Below are 13477 nucleotides of genomic sequence, written 5' to 3'. Positions count from 1 at the left end.
CCGAGAGCAAAATGAGACCGGCGAGAATGTCGAACGACCTGCAGGCCTTTGTGTCGAACTGCGATCGCACTCCACTGCGGCTCGTCAAGCCCCGCCCGGCCCGCGTCGCACCCGGATGCGGCGTGCCGTCCGCACGGGCGGATCGGTCCCGTGGAGACCAGAGGCCGCCGATCCTGCTGTCAACCCCGCTTGCGATCGTGCCCCTGCCCGCCTGCGCAAGATAAGCCGCGCTCAAGCACGCGTTCCAATCCGCCAGCCGCCACGCGAAAAGCACGCGCTTTCGGGGGCGTCGTGCGGGATCACGGTTGACCTCGCAACCCGCCAGGTATCCACTGGAGGCTCCCGAGGGCCCCCTGGCCCGCTCCTGATGGAGCACACAGGCGTCGCAGTCGTGACCTGCCCTCCAGACACTGGCCCTGAGCCTGTGTTGTCCATGCCCTCAGAGGCGTGGGCGTCGAGGTCTTTCTCGTAGTGCAAGTGCCCTGGCCTAGCCGGCGTTCGTCGCCGGGCGTTCCTGAAACGCGCCATCGCCAGCGATCAAGACAGCGGCACTGGATGCCGCTGGCTGTTCCCGCCATCCCTTGAGCATGCGTTCCACGCACCGAGCGGCCGTGTTTGCCTTCTTAGGCTCCCCGCTCGACCCCGCTCACAGCTCGACCCCGCCCTGGACTTTCGGTCAGGGGCGGACCCACGCGAGCGGATGGCGCTACGACCCCAGAACTGATCCACCACAGACGCAACAGGCCAGACCTGGGCGTTTGATCCCGAGATGCGTGCCCAAGTGGCCCGTCGGCATCACCAATCTCGCCGCTGCAGAAATGCACACGCGAGGCGGATCACCCGTTTCATTTTTAAGACCGACCGAGCTGGCCGTGCCGCGGGCACACGCCGGCGAATCCTGGGTAGGCGCCGCAGCGTTTGTGATCGCGTGCGGCGTCGAATGCCCTGATCACGCGCCGACGCGAACGATGGAATCCGTCCCGCCGGCGCTTGCCTCCGATTCCGCGTTCATGCATCGGGGCTCACCGTTCGGGCGGCGGGCTTCCATCCTTGGAGCCTTGCCATGCCAGATCCGTCGCCGCATTCGCCACCGGACTCTCGACACCGTCCACACCGAAAGAACCGCCAAGACAGGCAAGACCTCCGGGACCACCAAGCCCGCCAACAGCGCCCCCCTCCTCGATACCGAACGAGCCCGGGCGCCACGGTCAGCCTGAGAGCCCGGGCCGATTACCGACTCAGCAGATCGGTCGAACGCAGGCATGGGCGGGCAAGACGCCGTCGCAGATCCTGGCGCTGTACCGTCCCGGCAAGACGCCGGCACACCAAGTGCTGGAGGTGCTGCTGAAGTTGTTCAACGCCCAGCACACCTCACTTGAGAAGACGGTCTCCCACAAGACGCGCCACGACCGGGCACAGTTCCTGCGGCGGTTCTTTCGCGACCTGCACGACAAGGCAGGCTTCAGGCAACTGCCCGATCCGCGCAACCTCGGGCAGAAGCACCTGCGCGCCATGGTGAGGGTATGGCAGCAGGACCGGCTCGCCCCGGCCACCATCCAGACCTACCTCAGCTTCCTGCGGGGCCTGGCGCTGTGGCTGGGCAAGCCCGGACTGGTGCGAGCGCCGGCCTTTTATGGCTTGGACGTCGCCGAGTACGAGCGGCACGAGGGTGCCCGTCGCGATCGGAGCTGGTCGGCGCAACAGGTGAATATCGACCCGCTGATCGAGGAGATCTGCGCCTTCGACCGCTACGTCGGCGCGTCGCTTCGCCTCATTCGCGCCATGGGACTGCGTCGCAAGGAGTCGGTCCTGTTTCGGCCCTTCGCCTGCGTGGTCGCCTTTGAAGGCACGGGACTCGCGCCCGAAGAACGATCCGCGGATCGATACGTATGCATCAAAGGCAAGGGCGGGCGAACGCGCTACATCCCGCTGGACAGCGCGGCGCGGGTCGAAGCAGTCGAATTCGCACAGCGCGTGGCAGGCCATCGAGACGCGCACATGGGCGATCCCGCGAACGACCTCAAGAAGAACCTGCGACGCTTCGATTACGTGCTGTCTAAGTTCGGCATCACCTGCGCGCGGCTCGGCATCACGGCTCACGGCCTGCGGCACGAAACGCTGATCGAACATTTCCAGGCGATGGCGGGCACACCACCGCCCGTGCGGGGAGGCACGCCGCCAGCGCCGGCCCTCGACCGTGCCGCGCGACTGGCTGTGTCTCGCCTGGCCGGGCACGCGCGCGTTCGTGCCGCTGATGCGTATTTAGGCCAGCGTAGGGTCGTGCGCATCCAGGCAGCCAGCTTGGCCACGCATCCAGAAGGAGGCCGACTCTCAAGCGGTCCGACTTTCGACCCTCAGCCTGGGCCCAAGGAAGCTGCCGGATGAGGCGGCAGCGGGAAGTTGCGCGAGCGGTGATCCGTGATTCCGGAGACAATCTAAGCCACGTGATCAAGGTGCTGCGAGCGACCACGGCCAATTGCCAACAGACTGGCGAAAAGTAGCTATCGCTGCAGTGCAGCTTCGACCCTGCCGGGGAGCGAAGGTCAGATCTTGCGGCGACCGTCTCGTCTGAATAGGCGGGTCCAGAAACCCGCCTCCAACACGAACCCGGCCGTTGCCACTGCCATGCTCTCCGCCGCGAATCCGAGCGAGTAGGTAACGGCTGCCGCTAGAAGCAGGATGAAGGGCGACCTACGCAACATGAGAAAGCGTTTCGACTACCAAGTCCACTGACTATAGCTGTCTCAAAAGGTCCGCTCTCGCTGGCGGATTCAACCGGTCATCGCAACACATTCGCTGAATCGCTCAGCGGGCGTTTGGAAGCCGAGCGTCTTGCGCGGTCTCTCGTTCAGTTGTCTGGCGATCGCGTTGAGCTGGTGTTGTGAGTAGCCCGAGATGTCGATGCCCTTGGGCAGGTACTGCCTGAGCAGCCCATTGGTGTTCTCGTTGCTGCCCCGCTGCCAGGGGCTTTGCGGGTCACAGAAGTAGACCTGGATGTCGGTGGCCATGGTGAACCGCTTGTGCCCGTGCATCTCAGTCCCCCGGTCCCAGGTGAGAGATTTGTAGAGCTCCTGCGGCAGCTTGCGGGCATGCTTGATGAGCGCATTGACGACCGTCTGCGAGTCTTTGCCGTCCAGTTTCACCAGCATCACATATCGTGTCTGACGCTCAACCAGCGTCGCGATCTGGCTGTTGCCGCTGCCGAAGACCAAGTCCCCTTCCCAATGACCAGGTACGGCCCGGTCCTCGGCTGAGGCTGGCCGCTCGCTGATCGACACCGCGTCGACGATCTGGCCATGGATGACCGTCTTCTGCGTGTAAGAGCGAGAGCGGCGCATGCCGCGCGTGCGCCGTAGGTGCTCCAGCAGCTCTTTCTTCAAGGCGCCGCGCGCTTGAATGAACAGGCTGCGATAGATCGTCTCGTGTGACACGTGAAGGCTCTGGTCGTTCGGATAAGTATGCTTGAGCCAGCCAGCAATTTGCTCTGGCGACCACAGCATCCGAAGCAGGTCCGCCACGATGCCCGCCAGCGCTCGGTTCTTGGCTAACTTGCAGAGCTTCGGGCGTAGGGCGCGCGCCCAGGTGGCCTGGTCTGCCGAGGTTGCCCGATAGTCCTCCTGGCCGCCGTTGCGATGAATCTCACGGCTGATGGTCGACGGCGCTCTCCCGAGGCTGGCGGCAATTGAACGCATCGACTGGCCGACCGTCAGCGCACGCGAGATTTCTTCTCGTTCTGCGAGCGTCAGCGCGGTGGCACCGCGGCGACGCTCGGGCGGTCGAATGCCACCCGTCTTCGACAGGATGTTGTGGATCGACGTGTGCGGCCGATCAAACAGCTTGCCGATCTCATGGAGCGTCCATCCGTCCTTCCAGCGCTCCCACATCAATGCCTTTTGAGCGGCGGTGTAGTACGTCCGTGTCCGGTACTTCATCTGCAACACTCCTGCTGCCTGAGCAGTGGTTAGTGTGTTGCGTCGACCGGTTGAATCCGCCCTGCAAAGGCGTCGCCCACACTTTTTGCTCAGCCCCGTTGCAGACCATCGCCCGGGCATAGACACTGGCTGTCCAACTTCTGGGGGTCAGTTCACTTGTTTGGTGGACACCATCCTGGCCGGCACGGGCTCGCCGTTCAGGGTGAGTTGGCCGGACGCTTACGGAGCTCGAGCTGTGCGCCCGACATGTCAGGTTCGGCGGCGTCATGACCTGGTGCTTAGTAGTCGTCCGGCAAAGTCATCTTGACGCAGGCTTGGCGGCGAGCTCCTGATGAGCGTGTCGCAATGGGGCGCGATGCTCTAATTGAGTCCTTGATGATGGTGCTGCCCTGCATGACGAAGTTTTCGATCTATTCCAAGGGACTCTGGTCGGGTATTCGAGCCTGGAACACGGCGATCCGCCCATGGGCGTTGCCCATGGCGTGTTTTTTCCGGAGGCTGGGTATGCATTGATTCGCGACGAGTGCATCGCCAATCACGCCGATCATACGGCGCTTGAGCTGTCAGCCAAGACGAGCGCTGGCACCGTCATTGAGTGCGCTGCCGTCGGCATCCTGGACTATTCAACAGAGGCCGGTGAGTCATTCGCGGAGGCGAATGTGCTCGGCATCCCTTACCCACTGTATGGTGAGCTTTTCCCGAGCCACGTGAAGGCCTACGACGACCAGTTCAAGGCGAATCCGGTCTAGCCGCCCCGGTGCAAGTCGTTCTTGGCCGGGACAGTGGTCCAGCGATGCGGCAGCAGTTCGCCAATCCGGCTTGCAGGCTGCAGTGGGAGGCGCTCCAACACGTCGCGCAGGTACGCATACGGGTCGTGTCCGTTGATGCGCGCCGAGTGCAACAGGCTCATGATGGCCGCAGCCCGCTTGCCCGCGCGAAGGCTGCCAGCGAAGAGCCAATTCGACCTTCCGAGCGCAATGGGTCTGATCTGGTTTTCTACCCAATTGTTGTCAATGGGCAGACGTCCGTCGTTCAGGTAGCGCGTTAGCGCTTCCCAGCGTCGTCGGCTGTAGTCGATGGCTTTGGCGGTCGCCGAACCGTCCGGCACCTTCTGCCGGTGCTCGTCGAGCCATTGCTTGAGGGCGTCTGCGACGGGCTTGGCGCTCTCGAGCCGAAGAGCTTGTCGGTCGTCAGTGTTCAGGTCTGCGGCATCGCGCTCGACGTCGTAGAGCGCCTGGAAGAACTTCAGCGCCTGCTCGCCGACCTTGCTCTGGTGGTTGACCCAGAGTTCGTGGAACTTGCGTCGGGCGTGGGCCATGCGACCCACCTCGGTGACGCCCATATCGAAGCACTGCTTGTAGCCACTGAAGTCGTCGACGACCAGGCTGCCCTTCCAGCTGGCATCGGTGCCGAGCTGCAGGAAGTCCCGCGCGTTCTGGCCACCGCGGGTCTCGGCGAAGTTGAAGACCACCGCCCTGACGTCGTGGAACTGCGTCGTGCACCAGCTCCACATGTAGGCCCGGTGTGTCTTGCCCTTGCCAGGCTTGAGCATAGGGACGGGTGTCTCGTCGGCGTGCAACACCGGAGCCTTCAGCAGCTCAGCTGTCAGCGCGTCCACGAGGGGCTGCAGCTGCACGCCGCATTCGCCGACCCACTGGGCCAGGGTTGAGCGTGCGATGGCCATGCCGGCCCGCTCGAAGATGGCTTCCTGGCGGTACAGCGGGAGATGGTCGAGGTACTTGGCCACCAGCACCTGCGCGAGCAGCCGTGTCGTCGGGATCCCGCAGTTGGTTGGCATCAAGGCTGTCGATGGCGTCGTCAGCGATCACGGGTGTTGATCGCGCCGACGACAGCGCACTCATGCCATCGGTGGATGCAGCAATTGCTGTCTACAGCAGGGTGATGACGCCGGCGTCGCCCAGGCGCTGCCATGGCAGGCCGAGCACGAGCACGTCGAGCTGCTGTGCGGTGAGCGTCAGTGTGCCACCGACATCCCTGGGCCAAACGAACTTGCCGCTATTGAGCCGGCGAGCAGCAAGCCACACGCCGATGCCGTCGTGCACCAGCACCTTCATGCAGTTGGCGCGGCGGTTAGCGAAGAAGTAGGCGTGGTGGGGCCTGGCGGCGCCGAAGACGTTGACCACGCGGGTGAGCGCAGCCTCGGTGCCAGCTCACATGTCCAGCGGCTCGACCGCCAGCCACACGGCGTCGACGCGGATCACCGCAGCAACTCTCTTGTGAACGCAGTCAGTTCGGAAGTGGCGTCCATGGGCCACAACACCTTGATGGTGACAGCGCCGCGGCGCAGTTCGAGTTCAACATTACGGTCATCGACGCTGGCCGGCACCATCGGCGCAACAGCCACCGGGACAAACTCCGGCCGAGCGACGGTTGGCGCTACGCGCCCAGCCAGCTTGCGCCAGCCGTGCACGATGTTGGCGTTGATGCCGTGAGACAGCGCGACCTTGGCCACCGAGGCGCCCGGCGCCTCGCACTCGGCAACGATCTGGTCCTTCAGATCGCGGCTGTAGCGCCTGCGCTTGCGATTCTTCTCTGCTTCCATGCTGTCCAGCTATTTGCGTAACTGGACAGCATCGTTATCGCTGCCGATGTCGTTCTCAAGATGTGTTCACCGCGCGCTTACGGTGCTTAAACAAGGAAGATGCGCTCGTAGCTCTCCCGGGGCAGCGTCATGTGGCGACGTGCCGCGCTGAACGCCGGCGATGCCTCCTTCAGTTGTGCCCGACGGGAGTGTTTGTCATCCCGCTGGGGTCCGAGGCGTGAGGCGCAGGCTTCGAAGGAAGCCAGTTGCGCCACTAGAAGAGCGGGTCTTGATCTGTGACCTCGCTCCACAGCTTCTCCAGGTCCACATCTTCGCTTGCCGGCTGCTTGTCGCTGGGCAGCCGGTCCACCTGAATGACCATCGGGAGTTCAAACGCCGTGCCCGTGACGACGCAGCAACCCTGGGCCAGCCCGGGAATCATGCCTCGCGACAACGCGTCCAACGTCGAAATGGTGTTGTCGACAAGGAAGAGGTCCCTGTCGTTCACCAGCCTGTGGATGAAGAAGTTGTGGAGCTGAGAGACGATTGTTGGAGAAATGTCGGCCGGACGCTGGCTGGCGATGGTCACGAACATGCCGAACTTGCGCCCCTCCTTAATGATTTCCTCAAAGAGCTCAAGCCGGTAGTCCTTCCAGCTCTCGCTCTCACGGCTGGACTGATCCGAGAGAATGTTGTGCGCCTCATCGACGATAAGGTGGACTGTCTTTTCGGGCGGCGTCGCCACCGCCAGCTTGTGCGCGTTGTAGTAATGCTTGGCGAAGAGCAGCGGAAGAATCTTCTTGACCTCGTTGTTGCATCGCCTCAGCGAGATGACCGTCAGGGCCTTCTCATCTCCGCCTGCATTGCCGATGCTGAGCACGCGTCGCATGCTCTTCAGAGAGGACTCCACTCGCTTAAGCAACGGCTGAATGTGCTCGAACTGCACAAACCCAGCGTTCAAGTCCGAAATGAGCTGAAGGTTGACGCGAACGATGAGCTGGTCGAAGTTGTCGAGGCCAGCTGTGTCGATGGTGTCCACAGTCGGAGCGATGTGTGCGTCGTACTCATTCCCGTCCGCATGGAAGTACGCTGTGCCCATGTGGAAGCAGGCTGCCTTCTGATGCCAGCTCACATCCTTCAGCAGGTCATCGAGCTGCTCGTGGTCGAGCCACTTTGCGATAGCACGCATCAAATCGAGCGTTGCTGGTCGGACTTCACCCGCACAGAATGCACGACGGAAGGCGCTCTTAGCGTAGTTGGTCAGTGAACCAGGGTTCCTGTCGTACTTGGCCTTGCCGGCCAGGACACGATTCAAGAAGGGCCGCTGGGTGTTCATCGTGGCTTGGAACAGCAGCGCCAGGGTTTCGAGTTCCCAGAACTCAGCGGGAGCGAGCGGGAATTTGTCCCCAGCGTTCGCAGCGCCTGGCTGCTCATGAGTCGACAGCTGGTACACGCGCTTGTGCGCGACCGTTGCCAACTGGCTGCCGATGTACTCTCCGTTGAAGTCCAGAATCACGAACTGGCTCTTGCCCGCAATGCGGTCGAGCTTCTGTTCGAAAAGGACGGTGTAGAGCTTAGCGAGCGTGTTGGATTTGCCGCTGCCGGTGTTGCCGAAGATGCCGATGTGGCTGTTGAACAGCCGCGTCCAAGGCAGTCCGACGGCAATTTCCTCCTTGAGCATCTGACCGATCTTGAAGCTGCCATCACCTTTTCGGTCGAAGATGGACCGAATGCGCTCCTCGGGCAATAAGTAGGCAGCATCCTGGATCATCGGAAGGAACTTGATGCCCTGTGTGAAGCCGTTACGGTCGAAGAACCCGATGGGGCGCGCCTCCACTTTTCTGATCCAGGTGGTCTTCCCGTCGGTCGACTCGACCCGGCTCTCATCGAGGTACTCGCCCTCGATCATGCAGATGATGTCGCGAAACCCTCGCTGGATCGAAAGGTACTCACGGATCGAAACGCCCTTGTACTTGTCACCGCTGTGGAACAACGTCTCCTTGCTGGACTGCTCGTCGATCTTCAGAACAACTTTGGTGCCATGGACCGCGATGACTTGGCCGACTCGGATACTCATCAGAACAAGTCCGAGTTGTCCGCCGGGGGAGCCGGGACGGATGGCGCAGCTGCGGGAGGAGCCGCCCCAGTGGAAGCCGACGGAAGGCCCTCCGGCCAGACCAGAACCTTCTCGTTGAACGCCGTGAAGTCCATGGGTCCGTCGTCCAGCGCCAGACACTTGACGTTGCGGTGACCCTTGAACTTCTCCTGCATGGCAACACAACCTGATGCGCTGTAGCAGCAGATGTACACCTGCAGTCCCGGGTTGGATAGGGATCGCATGACGAGGTTAAAGATGTGCTCGTCCGCGAAGGAAAATCCGAAGGTGATGAGCACCGCGTTGCGCTTCTCCAGCTCGTAGCTGAGCAGCCGCAGCATCTGGTAGTAGTGCTCCTCGTAGACAGTCTCCTTGAACTTCCACTTGGTCGGATTGACGATGGGCATGCGCTCATAGGCATCCCAAAACTTTTTCAGGATGCCGTCGTTGAGCCCTGCAGGCGGCAAGTCTGCAAGCACAGCTTCAGGATTGTTCAACGTGGCGAAAAAGGGCCAAGCGTTCTGAACCACCTCATCGTCCAGAAGGTCCCTTCGATGCGACGTGTCGTAGGAGACCTCAATGCCCGTCCCGGCCTTGTTCCAGTACACAGAGCCGTGCAGGTGGATCAAATTCACCTGCGGAATGCTGCTCTGATACCTGCCTAGCACCCCGGACTGGCAGAGGTATGACCCGAAGTTGCGGGCCTGCAGGATGCGCTTGGTGAAGCCTCGAGCCCCGTCGTTCAAGACGAAGTCGACGTTCCCCTCCTGGATGAGCTGGTCCGCGACAAGAGGGAGGCAGCCGTCGTAGTTCGTCGTGAAGAGATTGCATCGGCGGTCAAGGCCCCTGCGTCGACCCATCATTCCCAACACGGTAGAGAGGAACATTCGGTAATTCCGGATAGCGGTTGCACCCTGCTCGCTCTCAGTGGCCTTCTGAAGGGTGAGCAGCTCTGCTGGTCTGATGCACGATGAGTAATAGTGCATGAACAGCGACACCAGGCGGCGACGGTCCGCATCGTGCTGCTCAAACTCGGTCGCTAGCTCCTCTAGTGTGTAGCGGCCGTCGCCGTCGCCCGTTCGCATCTGGAGCTGCAACGTTGGCAAGAGTCCAGACGATGCGCCAGAGCCGATGAGGAAGTTGAGGTCCTTGTCGTAGATGTCGTCGATGGAGATCACAAGGCGGTTCCCTCTACTTTGTGCATTGCTGTCAGGATGAGCTCGTGACATCGTGCTCCGTCAGCCGGTCGCTTCTCTTGCCAAGGTACATCGGCTTCTCCGGCCCGCGGTACGACGGAAGCCACCGCTTGTCCTGCTTCGCCGTGGGGTGGTCGTACTCCGTCGAGGAGAAGATGAGCTGCGCGTCGTTCGCCTCACACATCTTCTCTAGCTCTGTCAGATACCTAGCCAAATCGGCCGTGTGGAGCTCGTCCTGCTTCGGCGTGTCCAGGATCAGGAATCGGAATGGACGCGTTTTGTCCGCAAGGTAGGCCTCGAATAGGGCACCATGGATCGCGAGGACTAGCCGGCTAGTCGTGCTGCTGGTGCCGCCACTGCCGATGGTCTCAAGCGTCTCTCCGCCGAAGGTGAACCGCAAGTTCAGGTCAATGTCGATGTTCCTCGACACACTGGTCGTCTCCAGCATGTCCATCCATTTCACGGTGAGTTCACGCAGCTTCTGTCGGAGCTCTTTGAACGCCTGGTCCGCCCTGCCGGTGTTCGAGAGCCCTTCGATACGGTCTTGGATGCGGTCGCGTTCCTGCTGCAGCTTGAAGAGCTTCGAACGCTCGTCCTTCAATCCCTGGATTCGGGCCAGCTCGCTCTGGACGCCAACGAGTTGCTTGGTCAACGCATGCACTGCGGTCACCAGTTGGTCGACGCCGGAGTTGCCAGGGGACTCAAGGTTCTTGACCAGCGTTTGTCGCTCCTGCCCAAGCTCCTCAAGCCGCTCCGATAGTTGTTCGGCGCGAATCTCGGCGCGCTGGCTGTTTCGCTCAAGGTCCTTGATTTGATCTTTTAGGTACAGCAAATTCTTCCCGTAGGACTCGGAGCTTCCGAGGAAGAGTCCGCAGTTCGGGACGCGGCAGATTTCCTGGAACGACTTGAAGACGCCGAGTGCCTCCTCATTCAGGCCAAGGGTCTTGACTTCGCCGTCGATCTCCGCGCGGATGGTTTCGATGCCTGCAACGCGCGTCTTCAGCTCGAAGAGCTCGATCTGACGCGTTCGAATCTGCTCATCCTTCTGGCGCAGGAGCTCCGTCAGCGCGGAGCTCGCCGTCCCTTTGGCATCCACAGACTCGCGAAGTCCGTCGAGTTGCCTAGCCAGATTCTCAGAACTGAGCTGCAGCGCTGCCTGGTTTGCATCGCTGTCGTCCACTCCGAGGCGCTGATACTCGAACACGCGTTCCGCTGCGACGATCTTGCGGGTCTGCGCGTCCAACGCATCCTTCTCGTCCATGAGCGACTTCTTCACTTCGAAGGAGTGCTTTGGATTCAGACCGAACGCGAACCGCACCATCTCGGCGAACTGATCGGCGATGAAAGAGCTAGGAGCGCGGTAGGCGGTGGAGTATCCGTGCCCCTGGACCAGATAGAAGAGCGGAAGCAATGTGGCGATGTACGGCTGCGCCTCGGTGCCCTTGTTCGACACCAGCCGGGGAGGCTTCAGTGCAAGGAGTTCGAACAGCGCGACCGAGAAGGAAGCTTCCGAATAGTGTTCGGTCAGTACGCCATCGAAGTCAATCGCCGCATAGAAGTCTGTGTTCTTCGCCTCAAGCGCGCGTCGGATCGTGAGCGGCTTCCCGTTCACTTCGGCGTGCAGTACGACCGAGCTGCACTTCTCCAGGATTTCCGCCCGAAAGTTGTTGGGGAAGCCCAGCGCTGAGGCCAGCATCCGCACGATGGGCGACTTCCCGCTGCCGTTCGCAGCGAAGAGCATCGTGGTCCGGTGCCCAAGCTCAAGCAGTGGGGTCTCCCACCCCCGTTGCCTAGCGGCTCAACCTGCAGTGACTTCAGCCTCAATTCACTTCCCCTCTGACTCGAGCTTCATCTCTGATGTACTGATAGCTGAGCTCGATAGTTCTCATGGAGTGAGCCAGCAAGCTCTCCCCTTGCACGGCGCCGGTGTAGACCTTCTTGCCCAACTCAGTGGCAGAGATTTCGCGCGTCCCCTTGTCGATGACAACTTGCCCGGTCGACTCCAGAAACGTCAAAGCCTTGATGGTCCTGATGCGCAAGTTGCCTGACCAGCCTATGTCTTGCGTGGACCCTTTGAAGCCAGCCACAGTCCGCTCAAGGCACTCTCCAACTAGCTGGCCAATCTCCGGCAGCTCAGGCTTCGACCGTCCCTTGCAGATGGCCAAGATGGTCATGGCGAGCAAGGGCAACTGGAACAGAGCTTCGTTATCGAGCGTATGCGCCGGCGAAGCACCTTCGCCGGACAGGTTTAGCTTGAGGCCAAGTCGCCTGGCCTCGGTGAAGAAGTCAGCGGTGCTCATTGGGCAGCCTTCCGGACGATGGCCGCACAGAGCGCGCCGAAGAAGAGGTCAACACCAAGGGTCGGAAACTCCTTGCCCACGGGTGAATCTATGAGCTCCTTGATGCACTTCTCCAAGTCCGCGAGTTCGCCTCCCGCCATCAGCCATGCCTTGCACTTCTTGTCGATTTCCTCAAGCAGCCGGTCGAAGGTGAACTCCGGAGACGCGTGGCGTGCATTTCTCACCCACATGTCCCAAGCAACCTTCGCGCGGGATGCTGACTCGATCATGTTTTCGGGTGTGCCAATTTCCTTCAGCTTCCGCTGCAGGATGGAGGCAGACTTGATGGCCGCAGGATCACCACCCTGCAGCAAAGTCTGGTACACCTGAGTCGAGATGCTCAAAACTTGAAGCAGGTCCTCCAAGCCGACTCCGGTCGCCAAGTCAATGTCGGCCTTCGACAGACCGCTTATTGGCGCACACGACTTATCTTGGATCAGCATCACCAAGCTCTTGGCGATCCGCTCAACCTCATGCTGCTGAAGCTCAATCTCCGAGTGCTTCCAGATCGCGTTGTGCGCGGCAATTCCGAAGGCTTCGAGGGTGTCGCCGATGTACTGAACGTTGGGCTGCAACGTCAGCTTCCTTCGTGCTGCTTCGACCTCCTCCGGCGTCATCGGCTTTTCGGGAGAGATGACGGCCGCGAACTTCTCAATGAGCTGACGTACGTACTTCTTGCCTGACGTACCCGCAGCTAGGTCTGCTACAAGCTCGTGAACCTCGTCCTTGAAATGCACGTTGGTCAAGACCGTCACCGCGCGGCAATGCTCGCCAAACTCGACGGTGTGAACAAACAGCTTGCCAGCAATGCTGCTGCGGATAGCCTCGAGCTTCTCGGGCGTATCAAGAGCGCCCGTCTTCTTTAGGGAGAAGACACCGTCGACGTCCCATTGCTGGTTGGCCCGACCCTTGGTCTTCACTTGGAAGAAGTGGTATTCGACGACGCCGCCAACGGTTCTGCGCACGACGAAATCGTCGTGGTAGTCGCAGTACACGCGGTCGACTTCCTTGCCGCTCAGAATCTCGAGCGCCGCGAATGCAGCAGCTTGAAACTGCATTCGGAACCGCACCATGGTGTCCCGGCCGACAGTTTCGCGCGGCGCCTTGTCATGGATGATGTCCATGGCTTTTGTTTTGCTCCCCCAGATTGCGCGCGCACGTTTTGTATCAGGTTTGCGCGCGGGCGCGGGTTGGCGACATCACCTATCCGGTGGGGGATGAGTCGTCGGTCACGGTCCGGAGACGAAGCACATCGACCAGCAATCCGGTGCCAGGCGCGGTGGCTGCGACTCGGGTCTGTGGCACGAACGGGTTGCATAACTGTGAAAATATACAGACCCTACACGCAGGCTGGTCCGGATTCGACGTCGTCC

The 13477-nt window shown here is 61.3% G+C and carries 10 protein-coding genes and 1 pseudogene; 2 read left to right on the top strand and 9 right to left on the bottom strand.

The window, feature by feature from the left end; all coding sequences use genetic code 11:
• The first annotated feature begins 1338 nt into the window (after window positions 1-1338).
• Entirely contained in the window at window positions 1339-2385 is a 1047-nt protein-coding gene (locus tag ACQ859_RS10960) for an integrase domain-containing protein (RefSeq protein ID WP_431265799.1), read from the top strand.
• Window positions 2386-2771: 386 nt separating this feature from the next.
• On the opposite strand, the gene ACQ859_RS10955 is transcribed toward ACQ859_RS10960, so the two are convergent.
• Window positions 2772-3932, bottom strand: a complete 1161-nt coding sequence (locus tag ACQ859_RS10955) for an IS30 family transposase (protein ID WP_431261628.1) — start codon at window positions 3930-3932, stop codon at window positions 2772-2774.
• 464 nt (window positions 3933-4396) lie between these two features.
• Here ACQ859_RS10955 and ACQ859_RS10950 point away from each other — a divergent pair, with 464 nt between their 5' ends.
• A complete protein-coding gene (locus tag ACQ859_RS10950) occupies window positions 4397-4681 on the top strand; it encodes a hypothetical protein (RefSeq protein WP_431265798.1) in 285 nt (94 codons plus the stop codon).
• Here the strand turns inward: ACQ859_RS10950 and tnpC are convergent.
• From tnpC to ACQ859_RS10910, 8 genes and pseudogenes are all read right to left on the bottom strand, one after another.
• A pseudogene (tnpC, locus tag ACQ859_RS10945) lies at window positions 4678-5757 on the bottom strand (IS66 family transposase); the annotation flags it as partial. The gene ACQ859_RS10950 and the pseudogene tnpC overlap by 4 nt on opposite strands.
• A 64-nt stretch (window positions 5758-5821) precedes the next feature.
• The gene (gene tnpB / locus ACQ859_RS10940) at window positions 5822-6076 is read right to left on the bottom strand and encodes an IS66 family insertion sequence element accessory protein TnpB (protein WP_431265797.1); all 255 of its coding nucleotides are present in this window, start codon (window positions 6074-6076) and stop codon (window positions 5822-5824) included.
• A 74-nt stretch (window positions 6077-6150) separates the two neighbouring features.
• The gene (gene tnpA / locus ACQ859_RS10935) at window positions 6151-6495 is read right to left on the bottom strand and encodes an IS66-like element accessory protein TnpA (RefSeq protein WP_431265796.1); all 345 of its coding nucleotides are present in this window, start codon (window positions 6493-6495) and stop codon (window positions 6151-6153) included.
• 253 nt (window positions 6496-6748) lie between these two features.
• Window positions 6749-8551 carry an ATP-binding protein gene (locus ACQ859_RS10930; RefSeq protein ID WP_431265795.1) on the bottom strand — a complete coding sequence of 601 codons (1803 nt, stop codon included), beginning with the start codon at window positions 8549-8551 and terminating at the stop codon, window positions 6749-6751.
• Window positions 8551-9747, bottom strand: coding sequence for a hypothetical protein (locus tag ACQ859_RS10925; protein ID WP_431265794.1), 1197 nt, complete (start codon window positions 9745-9747; stop codon window positions 8551-8553). The genes ACQ859_RS10930 and ACQ859_RS10925 overlap by 1 nt, the downstream gene beginning before the upstream one ends.
• 31 nt (window positions 9748-9778) lie before the next feature.
• A complete protein-coding gene (locus tag ACQ859_RS10920; protein ID WP_431265793.1) occupies window positions 9779-11506 on the bottom strand; it encodes a hypothetical protein in 1728 nt (575 codons plus the stop codon).
• 79 nt (window positions 11507-11585) lie between these two features.
• A complete protein-coding gene (locus ACQ859_RS10915; protein ID WP_431265792.1) occupies window positions 11586-12065 on the bottom strand; it encodes a hypothetical protein in 480 nt (159 codons plus the stop codon).
• Window positions 12062-13228, bottom strand: coding sequence for a dsDNA nuclease domain-containing protein (locus ACQ859_RS10910; protein WP_431265791.1), 1167 nt, complete (start codon window positions 13226-13228; stop codon window positions 12062-12064). The genes ACQ859_RS10915 and ACQ859_RS10910 overlap by 4 nt, the downstream gene beginning before the upstream one ends.
• Between the last annotated feature and the right edge of the window lie 249 nt (window positions 13229-13477).

The organism is Roseateles chitinivorans (assembly GCF_050632235.1).
Taxonomy (GTDB): Bacteria; Pseudomonadota; Gammaproteobacteria; order Burkholderiales; family Burkholderiaceae_C; genus Roseateles; species Roseateles chitinivorans_A.
This window is presented reverse-complemented; position numbering and strand designations above follow the sequence as displayed.

Excerpts from the sequence above, each read along its gene's own strand:
- ACQ859_RS10955 (WP_431261628.1), bottom strand. The coding sequence starts at position 3,932 with ATGAAGTACCGGACACGGACGTACTACACCGCCGCTCAAAAGGCATTG.
- ACQ859_RS10950 (WP_431265798.1), top strand. The coding sequence starts at position 4,397 with ATGGGCGTTGCCCATGGCGTGTTTTTTCCGGAGGCTGGGTATGCATTG.
- tnpA (WP_431265796.1), bottom strand. The coding sequence starts at position 6,495 with ATGGAAGCAGAGAAGAATCGCAAGCGCAGGCGCTACAGCCGCGATCTG.
- ACQ859_RS10930 (WP_431265795.1), bottom strand. The coding sequence starts at position 8,551 with ATGAGTATCCGAGTCGGCCAAGTCATCGCGGTCCATGGCACCAAAGTT.
- ACQ859_RS10920 (WP_431265793.1), bottom strand. The coding sequence starts at position 11,506 with ATGCTCTTCGCTGCGAACGGCAGCGGGAAGTCGCCCATCGTGCGGATG.
- ACQ859_RS10915 (WP_431265792.1), bottom strand. The coding sequence starts at position 12,065 with ATGAGCACCGCTGACTTCTTCACCGAGGCCAGGCGACTTGGCCTCAAG.
- ACQ859_RS10910 (WP_431265791.1), bottom strand. The coding sequence starts at position 13,228 with ATGGACATCATCCATGACAAGGCGCCGCGCGAAACTGTCGGCCGGGAC.